Here is a 20,683-nt window from a genome sequence, read left to right as displayed (position 1 = left end):
CCTTAACGTGATAAACGGAAATCTGCTTTGCCGTTTACGGTATATGGTGACAATGAAATATTTTCATTATTTAAGCTTAATGACACTGCTGTTGCATCATCCAAACGAATTTGGAATGGTGTTTCACCGTTTAAGTTGAGCGTCGATGCTTGACGACCTGTCGCCAATACCTTACCCGTCGAATCAACAATATGTACTGAAGTCGGGCTACTAAAGGTCAATGTCAATTGATCACCGCTGACTGCTGCATTCCCGCCATTCATGTCGAGGACTTGAACTTCTGAAGCGACATCACTGGTCACAGCGTCTTCATTATCGCTGCCCGAGGTCATGCCCTGAATCGCTGCCACGATCGCACCAATGACCACCAACACCGCCAATGCAATCAAACCACGTTTGATCCATTTACGATTACGGTCACGGTTAGAACCGGGTAATTTACCCATAATTTTAATCGGTGAATTATTTAACGCGTGATTTGGCAACAATCCCGTATCGTTGGCATAAATATCATCAAAACGTTGAATGATATTGGTGGCATCAACTTTTAAATATTTGGCATAAGTGCGGTAGTAACCTTTAATAAAGGTTGCTTCAGGCAATGACTTATAATCATCTTGCTCAAGTGCAGTCAGTGTTTTTAATGGAATATTGAGTTCTGATGCGACAGCTTCAAGTTCCAGTTTTTGCGTAATACGTACTTGACGTAAATACTCACCTGGGCGTTGTACATTTCCTAATGCATTTGGAGCTACGCTCGAACCATTCGATTGCGGTGAATTAGGATTTACTTCCATACGGCCTCAGTACTGTACTGTAATTGCAAATAGCGTTGGTATTCAGGACTTTCTGGGAACAAAGCACGTAACTGGTTGACCAGTACTTGCATACCCAAATTGTCGCCATTGGCACGCGCTGTTCGAATGCCAATCCAGAGTGCACGCGCACCCTGATTTTTTTGTCCTACTGCACGTACAAATTGTTCATACATTTGTGTAGCAGCAGGGAACTGCTGATTCAAATAAAAGATTTCAGACAACTCTAACATTGAAACATAAGAATCACGATTAGCCTGCAAAGCTTGTTTGAATGATTTTTCAGCATTCGCCACATCACCCACTTTCAGGTAAATTCGACCTAAATTTTCCAATGCTTTGAAACGTTGATCATATCCTAAAGTTGAACCTGCAATGCTGAACTGTTCAATCGCATCATTATAGCGCTCAACTTGGTATAAATACGTACCGTAGTTGTTACGTGCTTGAGAATTTTTTGAGTCTGCTGAAATTGCACGCTTAAAATAACTATCTGCTTTTTCTAAGTTGGCTGGACTGCCTTCTCTTTGCAGTAAGACGCCCATCATCATATTGGCTTGGGAATCGCGAGAATCCACCTCTAAAGCCTGATCTAATGCACGTTTAGCAGAGTCCAAATCCCCTGCTTTCAGGTGTTCAACAGCCAATTGCGTTCTGATTTTTACGGCTTTCTCTGGGTCTTTTTTCCCAATCTCAGGCGTTTGACATGCTGTTAATGCCAAAACCGATGCACATAAAGCTGAAACGAAAGTGAACTTATACGTTAACTTTTTCAATTGGCTGCCTCTTTATTATCCTTGTGAGCGCAGTATCTCATTTTGCTGCGCAACTTTCTTTTTCCATTGCTCCGCACGACGAGTACGGTCAGCAACTTGCCCCACGAGTTGTCCACACGCAGCGTCGATATCATCACCACGTGTCTGACGAATCGTACACACAAAACCGGCATCAGACAAAGTTTTTTGGAAAGAAATAATACGGTTACGGCTTGAACGACCGTATGGCGCATGCGGGAACGGGTTAAACGGAATTAAATTAATTTTGCTTGGTAGGTTTTTCAACAGCTTTAACATTTGCTGTGCATGTTCAGGATGGTCATTTACACCATCTAACATCACGTATTCGATGGTCACGTGTTTACGCGAACTTTCATTACCATCTTTGGCGATATAACGCTGACAAGCAGCAATCAATTGTTCCAACGGATACTTTTTATTGATCGGAACAAGTTCGTTACGTAGTTCATCATTTGGCGCATGGAGTGAAATTGCCAAGGCTACATCAATGTCTTGTGCCAATTGGTCAATTTTCGGCACTACACCTGAGGTTGATAAAGTCACACGACGCTTGGACATACCATACGCAAAATCATCCAACATGATTCGCATTGAATTCAATACAGCATCATAGTTCAACAGCGGCTCACCCATGCCCATCATCACCACATTGGTCACTGAACGTTCACGATCCGCAACTGGCACATCTTCCATATAAGAGAAGTTTGCCATCCAAAGCTGTCCAATAATTTCAGCTTGGCTCAAGTCACGTTGGAAACCTTGTTTCCCAGTTGAACAGAATGAACAGTCCAGAGCACAGCCCACTTGTGACGAAATACACAAGGTCTTACGTGCGCCGGTTTTATCTTCCGCAGGAATCAGCACAGTTTCAACCAATGAACCTGCACCATCGCCTACACGGAACACCCATTTACGAGTACCGTCTTTTGAATAATTTTTATGCACCACTTCAGGCGCTTTAATTTCACAAATCTTTTCTAGTTTTTCACGCAATTTACCAGAAATATTGGTCATTTCAGCAAAATCAGTCACGAAGAACTGATGAATCCATTTCATCACCTGCCCAGCACGGAACTTTTTCTCCCCCATTTCTTCGAAGAATTTTTCCATTTGCGGACGTGACATGCCCAGTAAATTCACTTTCTCCACAGTATTTTGCTGCGTCGGAGCGGATGGAGATTGTTGCTGTGCATCAGAAACAGCTGATGTAGCGACTACTTCAGTACTCATGTGTAATTACCTAAACCATGTCTAAAGATCAAAGGAGAAGCTCAGTTATTGAGCAAAGAGTTATTCAGAGAATAAAAAAACCAGACAAGCAGTATACCACTTATCTGGTTTGAATACTTCGAATTAACGAGTACGTGGAGCGATCTCAGTTTGAGCGAAGAAGTAGTTAACTTCACGATCAGCAGATGCTACAGAGTCAGAACCGTGAGCAGCGTTTTCGTCGATGCTTACAGCGAAGTCTGCACGGATAGTACCAGGAGCAGCTTCTTTAGGGTTAGTTGCGCCAAGGATTTCACGGTGAGCAAGAACTGCGTTTTCGCCTTCAAGAACTGAAACTACAACTGGACCAGAAGTCATGAATGCAACTAAGTCACCAAAGAAACCACGTTCTTTGTGCTCAGCGTAGAAGCCTTCAGCTTCAGCTTGAGTCAAGTGTTTCATTTTAGTTGCAACGATTTGAAGACCCGCTTTTTCGAAACGAGCAAAGATGTCGCCGATGTGGTTTTTAGCAACTGCGTCTGGTTTAACGATAGATAAAGTACGTTCAATAGCCATGAGAGGCTCCTTAAGTCAATTTGACGTGAAAAATTTGCCGCATTATACCGAATAATGCGCTATTTTCTGCTTTTGCTATACAAAAAAATTGCTTTTTTCGATGTAGGGATTAACTTGCCTCATCAATCCAGGCCATCTGAATTCCCTCAAGCAGACCTTCAGTCGACTTTTCTGGGTCATCAGTGAAATTTGGCAATGCACATACCCATGCATGTAGGTCAGTAAATCGAATCCATTGCGGATCAACATCAGGGTGAGCATCATACAGCTCAATTGCGATATCAATGGTATCTGTCCAGCGTAAACCCATGGGTCTTCCTAACATCGTCTATAGAATGATGGCTTACTTTAACAAATTTCAGCAATTCGACGTGATAAACCCTTTTAATTTTTTTATTACTAGATTTTGCAATTAAGATGCCCACATCGAACTATAAAACCAAACCAAAAAGAGGTGCACAGAGAATAATTGCGGCACCGACGGCAGCGCCTATAGCAGCACCGACGGCAACATCACTCGGGTAATGCAATCCTAAGACCATGCGGGATAATGCCACCAATAACGTAAAGGGCAACATTAGGACCAACAGCATGGGTTGAATATAGCCCAGCACAGTTGTTGCCATGACTGCATGTAGAGTATGTCCCGATGGGAAACTAAAATGATCTAGAGGGCGTTCACCTAAGCGAATCACTTGATGCACTTGGTACGGTCTTGGGCGCACAGTTTTCTTTTTAAGGAGTTTATAGATCGAGGTGCCGACGGAACCACCCAGTAATACATAGATGATTTGCAAACTGTAAGACATGCCCTGCACGATCCAAACCGTCGCCAACATGACATACCAAAACACACCATCACCAAGTCGACTCACCATTTTAAATATGTCAGCCACAACTTGTTGATGTGAAAAATGATTGAGATAAATACAGCCTTTTAAATCGAGATGCAGCATTCTTGTTTTTGCATTTTTAAAATTCATCGCTAATCTCCTACCTACAGTCAAAGCCTGACTGTGTTGGGGTTGAGCTAGATTTGTGTTGTTATTTTTACAAGTTTAGATCTTTGTTTGACTCAGCTTAGGTTCTCTTTTTGACAGTGCAATGATGCTTTGATGACAGTTCGATGAATATTGATTTTTGAAGATGTTGAACTTTTCAATATAGCCAATAACGCTAGCTCCATTGGCTCATCATGGCTTGATCCACCACGCGATATAGCGCTTGCTCAAATTGCTGTACAGGATATTGCCATCCGATTTTAGCAGCGTCTTTTGCCGCCTCGATGCCCATTGTTTTTAATTTAGCGCGTTGCGGCAATTGCTGCATAAGCCGAATAAATTCATCGGTTCGAGATAAGTGACATAACCATCCCGTTTGCTGATTTCTCACGTGCAGTTGGGCACATGCAGCATTATATGCAATCACAGGCAATCCGCTGGCCATCGCCTCCAAAACCACATTACCAAAAGTCTCAACCTGACTTGCGAAAACAAAAACATCCGCACTAGCATAGGCTTCCGATAAAGCCTGACCACTTAAACTTCCCATAAAAATAACATCTAGGGATTTTGCCAGTTGCATTAATCGCTCACGATCTGGCCCATCACCCACAATGACCAATTTCGTTCGTGCATCCATGGCCAACATCGAACGGTAGGCAGAAATCAAAACATCCACTTCTTTTTCAGGAGATAGCCTTCCGACATAGAGCATCACGCGGGTATGTTCATCTGCTTGCCACTGTTGTCTCAGTTCTGCTTGATAGTGTGAGGGAGAAAATCGACTATGGTCCACACCTCGCCCGACCACCACCAATGGGCAACTAAAACCTAATCGATGCAAGGCATCTGCAGTATCTTGGCTCGGTACACAGGTGAGTTGAGTATTGTTATGAAACCATCGTAAATAATGTTGTACGGGCTTCATTAAAAACGCTAAATCAAAGAAGCGACTAAAATCATGAAAGGCCGAATGAAAACCACTGGACACAGGAATCTGTAAAGAACGCGCCAGTTGAAGCATAGCAAAACCCAAAGGCCCTTCAGTGACTATATGCACAATGTCGACTTGGGCTTTTTTTAAAGCTTTACTGAGTTTGATCAGTTGCGGCCAGCCAAATTGTAAACCTGAATACTTAGGAATCGACTGCGCTCGAACCAAACACTCTTGATCAGGTCTGAAATCCTGACAACTTTCGGACTGTTCAGGGCGTATTAAAAAAATGGAGTTGCCTTGTTGCTGCAAGCCTTTACACAACTGCAATAAAGAATGTGCAACACCATTAATTTCTGGCGCCCACGTATCTGTAACAATGGCGATTTTTAGACCTGGACGGATTAAGGTTGAGACCGTTTGCACATCCATTCGTGATTGCATATGCTTAAATTGGAATTGAAAGCGTGCAGGCTCATCCTGCATACGCCCTAAATTGATAGCCGATTCTGTCATGATCTTACATGCTTCTTATAAATGTATAGTTACAGTTTAAGCAGCAGTTTTTTGCATTTTGATGATTATTTGATGACAGTTTATTGAAAAAAATTGACTAATTTCTTCTACAAAATCATGATTTATCCGTAATTTTTAATCACTTTTAAAATCGTCTGACCCACACGAGAAGTGATTTGCATATCTGCGTTCATCCGCTCTAAACGCCCACTCATACTACGAAGCCCCACACTCAAACCGGCTTGATTGACCAGATCCACATCAAACCCCACACCATTGTCTTCTACTTCCATTATCAATGCTGAGTTTTCATAATAAATCCGAATCTGCACCAGGGTCGCATGACTATGCTTCACAATATTAGTTAATGCTTCTTCAGCTACACGCTGTAAGCTTAGACATTCCAATGGGGTAACATCCACTTCCCATTTTGCAGGAACTGACCATTTAGCGTGTATATCGAGCTCATCAAATAACTGATTAAAACGGTGCCTAAAGAGTGCCATCCATTACAAAGGGGTTTCAGGCAGTTTGGTGCCTAAACTTGAACCGCTATCAATGATCTGTCGTAAATCATCTCTTAAAATTTTCAACATCGATAAAAATTGTGGATTGGTCAGATCTTTGGCGCTCTGCTCAGCCTATGCCATTAATCGCAATGATCGAGCTGAGCCATCATGTAGGTCATGTGCTATTTGAATACGCTCTTACAAGCGAGTATTTTCCATTTCCAACTGATAATGATTTTGCAAGGTATGCGTCAACTCTTCCTTTACTTGAGTGACCGTTGTTGCCAACGTTTGATTAAATATTTCAATTCGTCTCACACTTTTAGTCAAGCGTAGTGCAAAAATAATCGCCACACCCAAAGTTGTTATCGGGGAAGCATATGCTGAAACCAAATCCCCTTCATTTCTGACTTTATACGCATAGCAGAAAATTAAGCTACTTAGATTAAAGCCCAAGATTCACCTAAATATCTATCATCAAGCTTCAATCTAGCGGTATGAACGAAATCAGCACTCTGCATATATTCACCTTAGCCATGAAGAAAATCGGTCGCTAAGCATCTCAAAACACCATATTTACAAAGACTGTATCGCGGTAGATTCCTGCAGGTGTCGTTGCTTTCACTCGTTCTACCAAACGCACAGCAATCACATAGTTATTTTTGCCAGCGCCTTGCTCGGTAGAAACATTCCACAGATTTTCCATCGCACCTGAAACAGTCATCCGTGTTTTGAGCTTAATCGGGCCATTCGTCACAAAACTACTGCCCGAAGTATCCTGCAAATTTCGGCTATTAAAGCGTATGCGGTATTTACCGGAACAATCGACACTAAATGAACTCGCTGCTTGACTATTATAGTAATTCGCCAAGCGCATATTGGTTTCACTAATTCGTCCCATTTCACAACGACTCGGTGCTGCAAATGTCATTGAACTAAATAACGCTGCTGAGATAAGTAAAATACTTTTCATTGGAAATACTCCTTTATTTACACTGCAATGTAATTAATTCAGGAGTTTGGTTTTCTACCTTTTTCGGCACTGTTAATGCTGTTTGGCAAGATCGACCACCACTGGTCCTCACCGTCAACTTGTAGTAGCCTTCAACCAAACCATATAACATTACCGTGCCATCTGAACCCACTGGATAAACATCAGCTTCTGTGGTATCAATTGCAACTTCACTTCCTGCAACAAATTGATGACCTTGTTCATCCAATATTTTGACCAATATTTGTTGTGTATCAAATACTGAAAAATTAATGTTATAACCACGCTGTCTTAATGCGACTAAACGATGTGCAGCATTTGGAACTTTGCTTTCGATCGGCAATTGATTTTCATCAAATGAAATATCGTAATTAATATAAGGAACAATATCGTGTACAAAGGCATAGCCTTTTTTATTGGTTTTCGCGACTGGAGACATTGATCGCATGACATCAATATCTTCACGACCACCAACATTCACTAAAGCAAAGGCATTATCGACAAAACTGGTCAATGCATATTGACCACCCAACCACACCATAGCGCCGCGATAACCAACCTGTGTTGTTGAATCATTTTCACTATAGAGATGACTCAAGGTTAAATCACCAACATCAGTGGACAAACCGCCATAGGCATTCAGTACCGTTTCATCATTACGATAATCCACACCAAGCGCATAATTTGCACCATATTCACCGAATGCATTTTGAATAAAACGTACACCGCCGGATTTATTGGTACCTGCATCAGCCTGAATACGTTTACCACCACCAAAATTATAAGAAAATGTAAAAAAGGCACCTGAGTCATCGCTATCACCAAATTCTTGGAAATAGTTGGCGGTATACATTAAATTCGGTGTAATTTCGCGACTCACCCCCACAGTGAGCATTTTGCGATCCTCTAACTCAAATAAAGGATCATTAGATTCATACTGGGTTTGTTCGATATAGTTCAGATTTAAATTTTGAAAGAATGGAAAATTAGCAAAACTCAAATACGCCATATTTTCAAATTTTGGAAAAATATGATTATCTTCATAACCTAACGCCCGATAATCATTTGTAGCGTAGCGTGTACTCACACCAAAATTGAGTTTCCCGAAATTACGACTGATAGCCAAACCTGCAGAATAACCATCATCATTATCGGTTTTACTGCCTAAAAAAATACTGTCTAAAACAAACCATCGATTGACCGCTTGCGTCCATAACAGTCCTGCATTTTTTACCTTATCACTATAGGTAGCACTTGCACCCAAAGTGGTACGACTGGTGACACCTCTACGCCAATAGGCTGAACTGAAAAAATCGCGATAATCACTATTTTCTTCATCATAACTGAAGCGTAGTTTACCTAATGATATGTTGTAATCATTTAAATCTTCTTTGAGCAATTTACTACTAATTAACACTGGGAAACTTCGAACAGTGGTATTCCCCAAGACATCTTGTACAACCATTTGCGCTGTACCAGCACTTTCAATATTGGCACCTGTTTGTAAGTTATAATCTCCAGGTGAAATCTTTTTCTGATATATATTTACGCCATCAATATATAAATCAACAGTCGAAGGTAAAACCGCACTACCTTTTAGACTTGGAATATTCCAATACACAAAATCTGGACGTGATGTATAGTCTGTACCAAAACTCAAACCACCAAATCGCACACCATGAATTAATGCGCTATAGGCAGAGGTCGTATCACCAATAATCAGCTTGGTCGCACTTTTAGAGAAGTCAAACTCAAGACTACTATTTAACCTTACAAATTTTTCTTCACGATAATCATCCCCTTTATTATTTCGATAAAAGGCATTATTTCTTAAAATCCAATTGTCTTTAAACACCCCAAGTTCAGGCAGTACACCAAAATTATTATGTTGAGTGTTATTTTCAAAGTGCATTTCATAATTGAGAAATGCACCAAAATTTGCAGGCATCGGCTGACTGATTAAGGCATCCGTTTCTAGCCCAAAGAAATATTTTGATGGAAGATTAATTTTGATAGCTTGCAATTGAGGATCAAATCCAGACTGAATATCTTGATCCGTTACCAAACAAAATGAATTTTTAGTTGCATGTCGTTTCAGAATTTCTACTTTGATTTGCAGCTTATCAAGATCTGCGCACTCTATATAAAACTTGTTATTTTCAGTCAGTAATAATACTTCGCTCTTGCGGTCTACTTCGTTTACCCAAATACTGGTTGGAAATAAATCATCAGGCATATCAACAGCTTCTGCATGAGCAAAATTAGCACATAAAATACAATATAGAAGCAATGTAATTCTATTCATAGCCACTACTCAACTAAATTAAACTCCAAAGGAGTGTCACCTTTATCTGTTTCCACAACGACTTTATAATTACTAGCGCCTCGTAAAGAAACATTCCCGATGTCGTATTGGTTTTTACCTAATGCCAATAAATATTTCATATCGGAAGATTCAGCGACTGTTTTCTTGCTTTTATCGATGACATAAAGTTTTTGGATTTGAATGTGTGATTTTGCTAAATTTTCAACCTGAATAATGGTGCGACCATTCGTTTTTTTGGCAATAAATTTCAAATAAGCGGGTTCTTGTTTGCCGACAAAAAATGGCACATTAATACTTAATAACAGTGCAATTTTCGATTCAGAGTTCGTCACTTGTGGTAGCTCAGTATAAAGAATACGCCATGCTTCTTCTTGTTGTAGATTCATACTTTCTACAGATTGAGTAAAACCCACACGAACCATTTGTTTTGAATTTGGTTTTAAAATAAAGTTTTTCGGATTGATAATAATATTGGATTCAGGTGAAAGAACATCTTCCCCTGCGGCATTTTGAGTCCATTTAAATGCTTGAGCTTCAAAAATACGTGGTGTCTCATCATCCCCTTTCGACTCCAAAGTAAATGTCGCACTGCGTTGTTTAGATTTATCGGTTAAATATAACTGCACAGGGCTAATTGAAATACCTGCAAATATTTGAGGACTCAATAAGCAAGTCATTAAACTAAATGAAACGACTTTGAATAAACTTTTCATATACCCACCCCAGTACATTTAAATATTATTATCAATTCAAAAATAAAAAGAAGTTGACCCTAACTGTGTAGAATCAACTCCCGAAATTTGGATTAGTAAGCTACTTTAATATATAAAGTATCTTTGTATGTACCAGCACGTTGAGTACCTGAAATTGTATTTTTTGGAGCTACAGATACAGCAAAGTTATCAACGCTCATACCAGCTACAGGTGTAGAACCGATTGGATAATTCACACCACCTTTTGAAGTCGTGATTTTTGTAAATACTTTATCACTAGTGGTCTCATGTTTTACAAAAGTATCTGCACTTGAACCCGCGTTTAGCGTAGATAGATTTAATGTATATGGAGTGTTCGTTGTAACTGTAAAGCCACTAGCACCCGTATAACTGTCTTCAACGAGTTTGATGTCTTTACCTACCAAAAGCTCACATGCTTTAAGAATCTGTAACTCGATGTCGATTTCGCCTTCACACGGCGCACCGCCACATTGTTTAGATTCTTTTTTACCACCAGCGATTGCAGATGTTGCTGGAAGTGCTACGAACAATGTTGCAGATAGTACTGCGGTTAAAATTTTAGATGTAAACATTTCACTTCTCCATTCTCATATGAGATTTATTAGTATGTGCATCAAAGGATATTTGTTAAGAAAAACTAATTAATCTTACTTTCCCTAGGTGCTGATTCATTCTTAATCATGTGGAGAAAAAAAGAACCCAATGTGGAATATTCACACGAATATTCATGTAATATTATTTTTTACGAATATTTAAATTATGTGGCTGTAATATATTAAATATTTTTAATTTTTATATTTTTATTTAATTTTTCTCTTTATCCCAAATTTTGGGGATTTTTTTCATATCCCTATTTTTTGGTATAACATATCTTATTGTTTTTATTAAATTTAGTAACATTAAAAATAATATAGGCTGTTACATATTTCACCAAATATTTGTGAAATAGTTCAAAATAATTTTCAAACAAACCAATACTACGTGAATATTCAACTACATTAATAGTAAAGACCGATTAAATTTAAATTTTAAATAGAATCTCAAATGTATAATCACCACTTTCAGGTATGTCTTTTGAAACGCAATACAAGAATTACGTCACCAAATACTGAGCCTTTGTATTAAATTACAGGTTTTGAAACACGGCTTAGTTTCCAATGTTAAGCTTTTGTAAATCATATTTTCTTTCTTTAAATTTCAGATTTTTGTTTTTCACATTTTTAGAATCTCATTTATTACATGAATTATCACGTATAATGAAATTCAGTCCCGCTCTTTCAACGCTCTTTTTACTTTGATTTTTTATTCAAAATACCGACTACCTCATTTTAAAATATCTGCATTCTTCTTTAGAAAGTTCTATAAATAAAAAAGCCCCAAGTTATGGGGCTTTTTAAAAAATTTAACTTACTCACTGACTGGATAAAGCAATCCTTGATCGACTCGAAAGATTTGACCTGATCCAAAGTCGATCTGCTGCAGCTCTCCTTTTAATTTTGGGAATCCAGCAATTTTCTCCAATTGCGGTGAACGTTGAAAATTCTTCGTTTTAGGATTGTACATCCAATAAATAAATCGCTTATCTTCTATTTTTCGACCATCAGAAGTGTCTGAGAGTACAACATCATAGTATCCATCAAAGTTTACATCTAAGAATCCCATACTATTCCCAAAAGCATTAAAGCCTTGTAATGACTGTAGTACCTCTCCATTTGACTTATTAATTACATCTACGCGCTTTAGAGACTTGCCATAGGGCTGATCTGCGGATTGCAACCCATAAAACTTAAACAGCAGGATAGGTTTATCTGCAGCTTTAAACGCAGGTTCAAACTGTAAATAACTTGTAGATGGTGGTACCGTTTGTTCAGTCAGTTCTGCTTTAAACCAGCCTGTATTTGCATTCAAGGTTCCTGCCAATCGATAAGCTGTTGCAGCACTTTGTTCAGTCCCAACATTAACTGAATTCAAGTCAATAAAATCAGCTTTTTGAGTCCCTTTAAAGTTAATTTGTTTGGGCTCTTGCAGATCAGTTAAAGTCCCGTGCGGATTCCATATGCCAGCATACAAATCTAAGAAATAGCGCCCCTCAGTCGAGCGAAGCATCCGCTGCATTGAGATTCGAACCTCAGGTAAAGGCTTTAACTCAGGCAGTGTTATATCTGCCTCTTGTGCAAAACTCACCACTGGTAGACAAAGAGCGAGTAAAAGAGAGATTTTTGATATTTTCATTGCAATTACACACTCCATGCAGCATGAATAATGCCTACTCTATCACAACCTAAATTCAACACAGATGACACAAATATAGGAGTTTTGAAACCACCTACAACTCAAATCATCAGATTAAATTGGAGTCGCTTTTAAAGCCTATATTTCCAATCTTTGACACCCCATTAAAAACATCTTTTTTCATTTAGAAATAAAATTTTGTTCTTTTATTGATCTACGACCTTTTTACTTGAATCCAAGGTTGAACAAATACAAGAAAAAAAGTACTGCTCTGGATGAAGCCCAAAAAGCAAATCACGGTTGTGGACGCAAAGAGGCCACGTACTGCCTTTTATCCTTTCTAGGTACTTAGCAAATTTACATACCACTCAAATGAGTGAGCTTTCACATTCAAACCAATTGATTCGAGAAATTAGTTTTTCTGTTTATCAACGATTTTGCTTGCCTATATGCTGTTTTCAGTAAGGCATAAAAAAGCCCCTGTTAAAAACAAGGGCTTTTTGACTTAAATATAAGAACTTACTTCTTTTCTTTGTCTACGATTTTGTTCGCTTGGATCCAAGGTATGAGCAAACTCAGAACACTGTTCTGAGTGAAGCGCAAGGAATAAAAGCACTGCTTACATCATTTGAGGCACGCAGCCTTGATACCGTCTTTTGTAAGGCATAAAAAAGCCCCTGTTAAAAACAAGGGCTTTTTGACTTAGATATCAGAACTTAGTTCTTTTCTTTGTCTACGATTTTGTTCGCTTGGATCCAAGGTACGCAAAAATAGAAAAGTATGCTTTTCTATTTTTAAGGCACGTAACTTTAGATATTAAAAAACCCACTCAAAATGAGTGGGTCTTCGTATTCAAATCAATTGATTCAAGAAATTAGTTTTTCTCTTTATCAACGATTTTGTTCGCTTGGATCCAAGGCATCATCGCACGTAACTTATTACCAGTTACTTCGATACCATGCGCCGCGTTTTGACGACGACGAGCAGTCATAGAAGGATAGTTCAACGCACCTTCTTGGATGAACATCTTCGCGTATTCACCAGATTGAATACGTTTAAGCGCATTACGCATAGCTTCACGAGACTGTTCGTTGATTACTTCAACACCAGTTACGTATTCGCCATATTCAGCATTGTTTGATACTGAGTAGTTCATGTCCGCGATACCGCCTTCGAACATTAAGTCAACGATCAATTTAAGTTCGTGTAGACATTCGAAGTAAGCCATTTCTGGTGCATAACCAGCTTCAACCAAAGTTTCAAAGCCCATTTTAACCAATTCAACAGCACCACCACAAAGAACTGCTTGCTCACCGAAAAGGTCAGTTTCAGTTTCTTCACGGAATGAAGTTTCGATAATACCAGTACGGCCGCCACCAACACCTGAAGCATAAGAAAGCGCAACGTTACGTGCATTACCAGAAGCATCTTGGTGAACAGCGATAAGATCAGGTACACCTGAACCACGTTGGAATTCTGAACGTACAGTATGACCAGGCGCTTTTGGAGCAACCATGATTACATCAAGGTCAGCACGTGGAACAACTTGGTTATAAAGAACTGAGAAACCATGAGCAAATGCTAGCGTTGCACCTTGCTTGATGTTTGGCTCAATTACGTCGCGGTAAAGTTGTGATTGGAACTCATCTGGAGTCAAAATCATAACTAAGTCAGCTTGAGCTACAGCAGCAGGAACTTCTGAAACTTTAAGACCAGCGTTTTCAGCTTTTTTCCAAGAAGTAGAACCAGCACGTAGACCTACAGTTACGTCAACGCCTGAATCTTTAAGGTTAAGCGCATGAGCATGGCCTTGTGAACCATAACCAATGATTGCTACTTTTTTGCCTTGGATGATAGATAAGTCTGTGTCTTTATCGTAAAAAATTTGCATTGCTGTCTCCGCTAAAATGCTTTTGTTTCCTTTAACTTGATACCGTGATTCTGTTTGATTATTCACGTTTCAAGTACCTCACCCATAGGAGTGAGGTGAATATATAAAATTAGATAGTTAAAACTTTTTCGCCACGTGCGATACCTGAAACACCTGAACGTACAACTTCTAGAATTGTATTTTCAGCTAAGGCATCAATAAAACCATCTATCTTTTCAGTTGTACCTGCGATTTGAATGGTATATGTCGTTGGCGTTACGTCTACGATTTGTCCACGGAAAATATCCGCAGTACGTTTAATTTCGGCACGTGCTGAACCGAGTGCTTTGACTTTAATTAACATCAATTCACGTTCAATATGAGCACCTTCAGACAAATCAACAACTTTAACAACTTCGACAAGCTTGTTGAGTTGTTTGGTGATTTGTTCAATTTTATGCTCATCGCCATACGTGGTTAAAGTCAAACGCGAAAGCGTCGGATCTTCTGTTGGCGCTACGTTTAATGTCTCAATGTTATAACCACGCTGAGAGAATAAACCTACCAAACGTGAAAGCGCACCTGCTTCGTTTTCTACAAGTACAGAGATAATATGTCTCATTGTGTGCGCTCTCCTTTGCCTAACCACATATCTTTCATTGACTGGCCAGCAACCAACATTGGATATACATGCTCTGAACGGTCAACCATCACGTTAATAAACACGCACTTGTCATTGATCGCCATTGCTTCAGCAAGCTTCGATTCGAGTTCATCTGCATGGTCAATTTGAATACCTACATGACCATACGCCTCCATTAATTTAGGGAAGTCTGGAAGTGACTCAACATACGAGCTTGAGTGACGACCTTCGTAGTTCATGTCTTGCCATTGCTTAACCATACCTAATGCACGGTTATTCAAGCATAGAATTTTTACATTCAAGCCATATTGCTTACATGTAGATAGTTCTTGGATACACATCTGAATCGATGCTTCGCCAGTAATACACACTACTTGTTGATCTGGGAAGGCAAGTTTAGCTGCCATAGCATATGGCAAACCTACACCCATGGTTCCTAGACCACCTGAGTTGATCCATTGACGTGGACGTGTGTATTTGTAGTAAAGCGCACCAAACATTTGGTGTTGACCAACGTCTGAAGTAATAATGGCTTGGCTATTGGTAATTTTATCCAACGCTTCAACAACTTGCTGTGGTTTCATTGAACCATCAGTTGGTTTGTCATAGTTCAAACCATGAACTTGACGCCATTCATTGATTTGTTTCCACCAAGCCGCGATATCTTCAGGATTTGGTTTAGACACATTCAATTGCTTTAATTGAGCCAACATTTCAGTCAATACAGGCTCTACTGCACCCACAATTGGGATGTGCGCCATAATTGTTTTTGAAATCGTTGCTGGGTCTATATCAATATGAATGACTTTGGCATTTGGACAGAATTTCGCTGGATTATTGGTTACACGGTCATCGAAGCGCGCGCCCACACACAGAATCACATCTGCATTGTGCATCGTCATATTGGCTTCGTAAGTACCATGCATACCCAACATGCCGATGAATTGTTCATCATTGCCCGGATACGCACCAAGACCCATTAAGGTACTGGTTACTGGATAACCCAGTAAATGTGCAAGTTCTGTCAACTGTGCAGAAGCATTGCCTTGAACCACACCACCGCCTGAATAAATAATTGGGCGTTTGGCATGAATCAATTCATCAATTGCTTTACGAATTTGACCTGAGTGACCACGATGCGGCGGTTGATACGAACGCATTTTCACTTTTTCAGGATATTCGTAAGCAAATTTCTCTGCAGGATTCGTCGCATCCTTTGGAATATCAACAACAACAGGACCCGGACGGCCACTTGAAGCGATATAAAATGCCTTCTTAATAATCGAAGGGATTTCGCTTGCATGACGTACTTGGAAGCTGTGTTTTACGATTGGGCGCGAAATACCGACCATATCCGTTTCTTGGAACGCATCCTCACCGATAAGATGGCTTGCAACCTGACCTGACAAAATCACCATTGGGATTGAGTCCATATAGGCAGTTGCAATTGGAGTTACGGTATTTGTTGCACCCGGACCAGATGTCACCAATACGACACCTGTTTTACCTGTGACACGTGAGTAAGCATCAGCCATATGACCAGCAGCTTGCTCGTGGCGCACTAGGTAATGATTGATTTTTTCTTGTTGAAATAGCGCGTCATAAATATGGAGTACTGCGCCGCCTGGGTATCCAAAAACATGTTCAACGCCTTCGTCCGCTAAAGCGCGAACAAGCATTTCACCACCAGATAAAAGTTCCAACGTGATTCACCCTAATCTTTTTTCACGCACAAATGGAGGGCATTTGTCGTGGTTAATTCATTAACTGTGTGCTCTGTTATAGCACACAAATTTCATAGTTTTCATAGCAATAAGAAAAAAATCTGACCTGCTTGCTGTTTGAGCAATATGGGGTCTAAAACATGTTGGGATAAACATATTTTGTTGGCTTTGTTCAACTTCTCGGCTAGAGAAGAAGTCCATTGCTAAAATGCACTCATTCGAAGGGTGATCGATCTAAGACATATAAAACTAAAGACAGCATTTTTGTAGTTTCAACCATTAAAGTCAAGTTTAAAAATCGGCTTTTTTCTGATTACTTACAGACCGTTTGTTTTTTAAGCATACTCCCGTTCTTTGCATTCTTTGTAGTTTGTTTATTTATAACCAGTTAGCATGTATTTAATAAAATACTTTTATAAATCTAATAAATAAATTAAATGAATGGCTGTGAGTTTTTAATTCAATTGCCTCACTTTCAACTTAATGCATGGATTGAATGATAAGAACACAATATTTTGATTGCTTATTAATTCCACAATTTATCATTCACAAAGTTATTCATCCCACGCGATGCCCCTTTTATCCTTTGTGCTAAAAAATGCATAGATTCTGCTGTCAAAAAAGCGCAAAATTTTCAGCATAATTTTGCATGATCACTATAACTTTGGGACTGAATATATGATGAAGACGACGATTGCTCGCACTGCCTGTGTTTTATCTAGCATGGCGTTTTGCCTGACCAGTTTGGACCTTTCAGCGAAAGAATATTACAAATGGGTAGATGCAAAAGGTTCAACGCATTACACCACTACGCCACCGCCAAAAAATGCGCAGCGTAAAGGTAAAGTAAATACCTATGGCGCAACAACGACTACGCAATCTGCTCCAACAAAAAACCAAGAAGAGGTTTCACGTGAAGCCGAACAGTCGAATGAACAAAATGAGCAACAAGCAGAACAACAGCGCGAAGCCAATGCAGCACTCCGCCAAGCTCAAGCGGTACCTGCCGCAGCACAATAATTCACGCTAAGGTCTGCAATTTTGACTTAAATTATTTACATCTAGGCAGCATCGCAAAATTCACTCTAGGCGTATTTTGCGCTATGCTGTAGCACAAACTTTTTAACCGTTATTTCTATTTACGTTTATGACTACTCACATTGACCCTGAATATCAAGCCAGTGCGATTGAACCTACAGTCCAACAAGACTGGGAAAATCGCAAAGCCTTCAAAGTTGCCGACCAAGTAGCAGGACCACGTCGTTATATCCTCTCTATGTTCCCTTATCCAAGTGGCAAACTGCATATGGGTCATGTGCGTAACTATACAATTGGTGACGTGATCAGCCGTTTCCACCGCTTACAAGGTGAAACTGTGCTACAACCAATGGGTTGGGATGCATTCGGTCTACCTGCTGAAAATGCTGCAATTGCCCATCAAGTCGCTCCTGCAAAATGGACTTTTGAAAACATTGATTACATGCGTAATCAGCTTAAAAAGTTAGGTCTTTCTGTAGATTGGGATCGTGAATTTGCAACTTGCACACCTGAATACTACCGCTGGGAACAATGGTTATTCGTTCAACTTTATAAAAAAGGGTTAATTTACCGTAAGCTTTCAACAGTGAATTGGGACCCTGTAGACCAAACTGTTTTAGCAAACGAACAAGTTGAAAATGGTCGTGGCTGGCGTTCTGGTGCATTGGTCGAAAAACGTGATATTCCAATGTACTACTTCCGCATCACTGACTATGCGCAAGAATTACTTGACGATTTAGAAACATTAAAAGACGGCTGGCCACAGCAAGTTTTAACCATGCAACGTAACTGGATTGGTCGCTCACAGGGTATGGAAATTACCTTCCCTTCAGCGAATCCAAACGTTTATGCAGATGGTTTAACTGTATTTACCACTCGTGCTGACACACTCATGGGTGTGACTTATGTTGCAGTTGCAGCAGAGCATCCAATGGCACTTAAAGCTGCGGAAAGCAATCCTGAGCTTGCTGCATTTATCGAAGAATGCCGTATGGGTTCTGTTGCAGAAGCCGATCTTGCGACTGCTGAAAAGAAAGGCATGGCAACTGGTCTTTCTGTGAAGCACCCAGTTACAGGTGAAGAAGTTCCTGTTTGGATCGCGAACTACGTCTTGATGTCTTACGGTTCAGGCGCGGTGATGGCAGTGCCTTCACACGATGAACGTGACTTCGAATTTGCCAACAAATATGGCTTAACCATCAAGCAAGTGATTGATGCCAAAGGTGCAGACGATGCAGACTTTGACGCAACAACTTGGCAGGAATGGTACGGTTCTAAAGAAGGCAAACTGGTGAATTCAGGCGAATTTGACGGTTTAGATTTACAAGGTGCGTATGATGCTTTCCTTGCAAAGTTAGAGCCGACTGAACTTGCCAACTCGAAAGTTCAATTCCGTTTACGTGACTGGGGTGTTTCTCGTCAGCGTTATTGGGGTTGTCCAATTCCAATGATCAACTGTGAAAAATGTGGTCAGGTTCCAGTACCTGAAGAACAACTTCCAGTTGTATTGCCAACGGACGTGGTTCCAGACGGTTCAGGCAACCCACTGAACAAAATGCCTGAGTTCTATGAAACCACTTGCCCATGCTGTGGTGGCGACGCACGTCGTGAAACAGATACCTTGGATACTTTCGTAGAATCTTCTTGGTACTATGCACGTTATGCATCTCCAGATTTCACTGACGGTATGGTGAAACCTGAAGCGGGTCAAACTTGGTTACCTGTGAACCAATACATCGGTGGTGTTGAACACGCGATTCTACATTTACTTTATGCACGTTTCTTCCACAAATTGATGCGTGATGAAGGTGTGGTACAAGGCAATGAACCTTTCACCAACTTGCTTACTCAAGGTATGGTGCTTGCGGATACTTACTACCGCGAATCTGAGTCAGGTAAGAAAACATGGTTTAATCCTGCTGACATCGACTTAGAACGTGATGAAAAAGGCCGTATCATCTCTGCGAAATATCAAGGTGATGGTCAAGACGTCGTGGTTGGCGGTCAAGAAAAAATGTCGAAATCGAAAAATAACGGTATCGACCCGCAAGCGATTATTGATCAATACGGCGCAGATACTGCACGTGTATTTATGATGTTCGCTGCACCACCAGATCAATCACTAGAATGGTCTGACGCTGGTGTTGAAGGTGCAAACCGCTTCTTAAAACGTGTATGGCGCTTAGCAACAGGTTTCCTTGAACAAGGCAACTCTGCTGCCAACATCGACAAAGCGACACTTTCTACCGCTGCACAAGACTTGCGTCGTAAAACACACGAAACCATTCAAAAAGTGGGTGATGACATTGCACGTCGTCATGCCTTCAACACCGCGATTGCTGCGATGATGGAACTTTTGAATGCAAACAATAAGTTTGAAGCGAAAGATGACAATGACGTTGCCGTTGCACGTGAATCAATCACGACTCTTCTAACTTTACTTGCTCCGTTTGCACCACATTTAAGCCAAACCTTATTGGCAGAATTTGGTATCGAATTAACATCAGCACGCTTCCCTGCTGTAGATGAATCTGCGCTGACTCGTAATACACAAACGATTGTGGTGCAAGTAAACGGTAAGCTTCGTGGCAAATTAGAAGTATCTGTCGATACCTCTAAAGATGACATTCTTGCGCAAGCAAAAGCATTACCTGAAGTTCAACAATTCTTGACTGGTCCAACCAAGAAAGAAATTGTGGTGCCGAATAAATTAGTGAATTTAGTGGTTTAATAACCTTACAGCTCCTTCTCCCTTTGGGAGAAGGTTG

Annotated in this window: 19 protein-coding genes; 2 read left to right on the top strand and 17 right to left on the bottom strand. The window is 40.2% G+C overall.

The window, feature by feature from the left end; all coding sequences use genetic code 11:
* Nucleotides 1–2: 2 nt before the first annotated feature.
* From FTU05_RS04925 to FTU05_RS04845, 17 genes are all read right to left on the bottom strand, one after another.
* Nucleotides 3–797 carry a RodZ domain-containing protein gene (locus tag FTU05_RS04925; RefSeq protein WP_180025979.1) on the bottom strand — a complete coding sequence of 265 codons (795 nt, stop codon included), beginning with the start codon at nucleotides 795–797 and terminating at the stop codon, nucleotides 3–5.
* Nucleotides 788–1,591, bottom strand: a complete 804-nt coding sequence (gene pilW, locus FTU05_RS04920; protein WP_078189612.1) for a type IV pilus biogenesis/stability protein PilW — start codon at nucleotides 1,589–1,591, stop codon at nucleotides 788–790. Before pilW ends, FTU05_RS04925 begins: the two co-directional genes overlap by 10 nt.
* Before the next feature lie 15 nt (nucleotides 1,592–1,606).
* Nucleotides 1,607–2,842: a 23S rRNA (adenine(2503)-C(2))-methyltransferase RlmN gene (rlmN, locus tag FTU05_RS04915; protein WP_078189613.1), complete on the bottom strand. Its 1,236-nt coding sequence runs from the start codon at nucleotides 2,840–2,842 to the stop codon at nucleotides 1,607–1,609.
* A gap of 123 nt (nucleotides 2,843–2,965) precedes the next feature.
* Entirely contained in the window at nucleotides 2,966–3,397 is a 432-nt protein-coding gene (gene ndk, locus FTU05_RS04910) for a nucleoside-diphosphate kinase (protein WP_078189614.1), read from the bottom strand.
* Nucleotides 3,398–3,506: 109 nt separating this feature from the next.
* Complete coding sequence (gene iscX / locus FTU05_RS04905; protein WP_180164410.1) at nucleotides 3,507–3,707, bottom strand: Fe-S cluster assembly protein IscX; 201 nt, start codon at nucleotides 3,705–3,707, stop codon at nucleotides 3,507–3,509.
* A gap of 121 nt (nucleotides 3,708–3,828) precedes the next feature.
* Nucleotides 3,829–4,380, bottom strand: a complete 552-nt coding sequence (locus FTU05_RS04900) for a phosphatase PAP2 family protein (protein WP_180164408.1) — start codon at nucleotides 4,378–4,380, stop codon at nucleotides 3,829–3,831.
* 193 nt (nucleotides 4,381–4,573) lie between these two features.
* Nucleotides 4,574–5,851: a glycosyltransferase family 4 protein gene (locus tag FTU05_RS04895; RefSeq protein WP_373684001.1), complete on the bottom strand. Its 1,278-nt coding sequence runs from the start codon at nucleotides 5,849–5,851 to the stop codon at nucleotides 4,574–4,576.
* Nucleotides 5,852–5,970: 119 nt separating this feature from the next.
* Entirely contained in the window at nucleotides 5,971–6,354 is a 384-nt protein-coding gene (locus FTU05_RS04890; protein WP_180007215.1) for a sensor histidine kinase, read from the bottom strand.
* Between the two features lie 201 nt (nucleotides 6,355–6,555).
* A complete protein-coding gene (locus FTU05_RS04885) occupies nucleotides 6,556–6,813 on the bottom strand; it encodes a hypothetical protein (RefSeq protein ID WP_180164406.1) in 258 nt (85 codons plus the stop codon).
* Between the two features lie 106 nt (nucleotides 6,814–6,919).
* Complete coding sequence (locus FTU05_RS04880; RefSeq protein ID WP_180164404.1) at nucleotides 6,920–7,330, bottom strand: hypothetical protein; 411 nt, start codon at nucleotides 7,328–7,330, stop codon at nucleotides 6,920–6,922.
* Nucleotides 7,331–7,343: 13 nt separating this feature from the next.
* Nucleotides 7,344–9,653 carry a fimbria/pilus outer membrane usher protein gene (locus FTU05_RS04875; RefSeq protein WP_180164401.1) on the bottom strand — a complete coding sequence of 770 codons (2,310 nt, stop codon included), beginning with the start codon at nucleotides 9,651–9,653 and terminating at the stop codon, nucleotides 7,344–7,346.
* 5 nt (nucleotides 9,654–9,658) lie between these two features.
* Nucleotides 9,659–10,387 (bottom strand): molecular chaperone, encoded by a 729-nt coding sequence (locus FTU05_RS04870; RefSeq protein ID WP_180007211.1) that lies wholly within the window; start codon nucleotides 10,385–10,387, stop codon nucleotides 9,659–9,661.
* A gap of 92 nt (nucleotides 10,388–10,479) precedes the next feature.
* Nucleotides 10,480–10,980 carry a hypothetical protein gene (locus FTU05_RS04865; RefSeq protein ID WP_180007210.1) on the bottom strand — a complete coding sequence of 167 codons (501 nt, stop codon included), beginning with the start codon at nucleotides 10,978–10,980 and terminating at the stop codon, nucleotides 10,480–10,482.
* Between the two features lie 835 nt (nucleotides 10,981–11,815).
* A complete protein-coding gene (locus FTU05_RS04860; protein ID WP_257230085.1) occupies nucleotides 11,816–12,640 on the bottom strand; it encodes a hypothetical protein in 825 nt (274 codons plus the stop codon).
* Nucleotides 12,641–13,514: 874 nt separating this feature from the next.
* Nucleotides 13,515–14,531 (bottom strand): ketol-acid reductoisomerase, encoded by a 1,017-nt coding sequence (ilvC, locus tag FTU05_RS04855; RefSeq protein ID WP_078192867.1) that lies wholly within the window; start codon nucleotides 14,529–14,531, stop codon nucleotides 13,515–13,517.
* 109 nt (nucleotides 14,532–14,640) lie between these two features.
* A complete protein-coding gene (ilvN, locus tag FTU05_RS04850; protein WP_078189625.1) occupies nucleotides 14,641–15,132 on the bottom strand; it encodes an acetolactate synthase small subunit in 492 nt (163 codons plus the stop codon).
* Nucleotides 15,129–16,856 (bottom strand): acetolactate synthase 3 large subunit, encoded by a 1,728-nt coding sequence (locus FTU05_RS04845; RefSeq protein WP_168378448.1) that lies wholly within the window; start codon nucleotides 16,854–16,856, stop codon nucleotides 15,129–15,131. Before FTU05_RS04845 ends, ilvN begins: the two co-directional genes overlap by 4 nt.
* Before the next feature lie 744 nt (nucleotides 16,857–17,600).
* Here FTU05_RS04845 and FTU05_RS04840 point away from each other — a divergent pair.
* On the top strand, nucleotides 17,601–17,897 hold the full coding sequence (locus FTU05_RS04840) for a DUF4124 domain-containing protein (protein ID WP_373685269.1): 297 nt from the start codon (nucleotides 17,601–17,603) through the stop codon (nucleotides 17,895–17,897).
* Between the two features lie 127 nt (nucleotides 17,898–18,024).
* Nucleotides 18,025–20,646, top strand: a complete 2,622-nt coding sequence (gene leuS / locus FTU05_RS04835) for a leucine--tRNA ligase (RefSeq protein WP_180164397.1) — start codon at nucleotides 18,025–18,027, stop codon at nucleotides 20,644–20,646.
* The last annotated feature ends 37 nt before the right edge of the window (nucleotides 20,647–20,683 follow it).

Origin of the sequence: Acinetobacter sp. YH12049 (genome assembly GCF_013419875.1) — a bacterium.
GTDB classification, from domain to species: Bacteria; Pseudomonadota; Gammaproteobacteria; order Pseudomonadales; family Moraxellaceae; genus Acinetobacter; species Acinetobacter amyesii.
The sequence above is the reverse complement of the archived record's forward strand: the minus strand, read 5'-3'. Positions and strand labels throughout refer to the sequence as shown.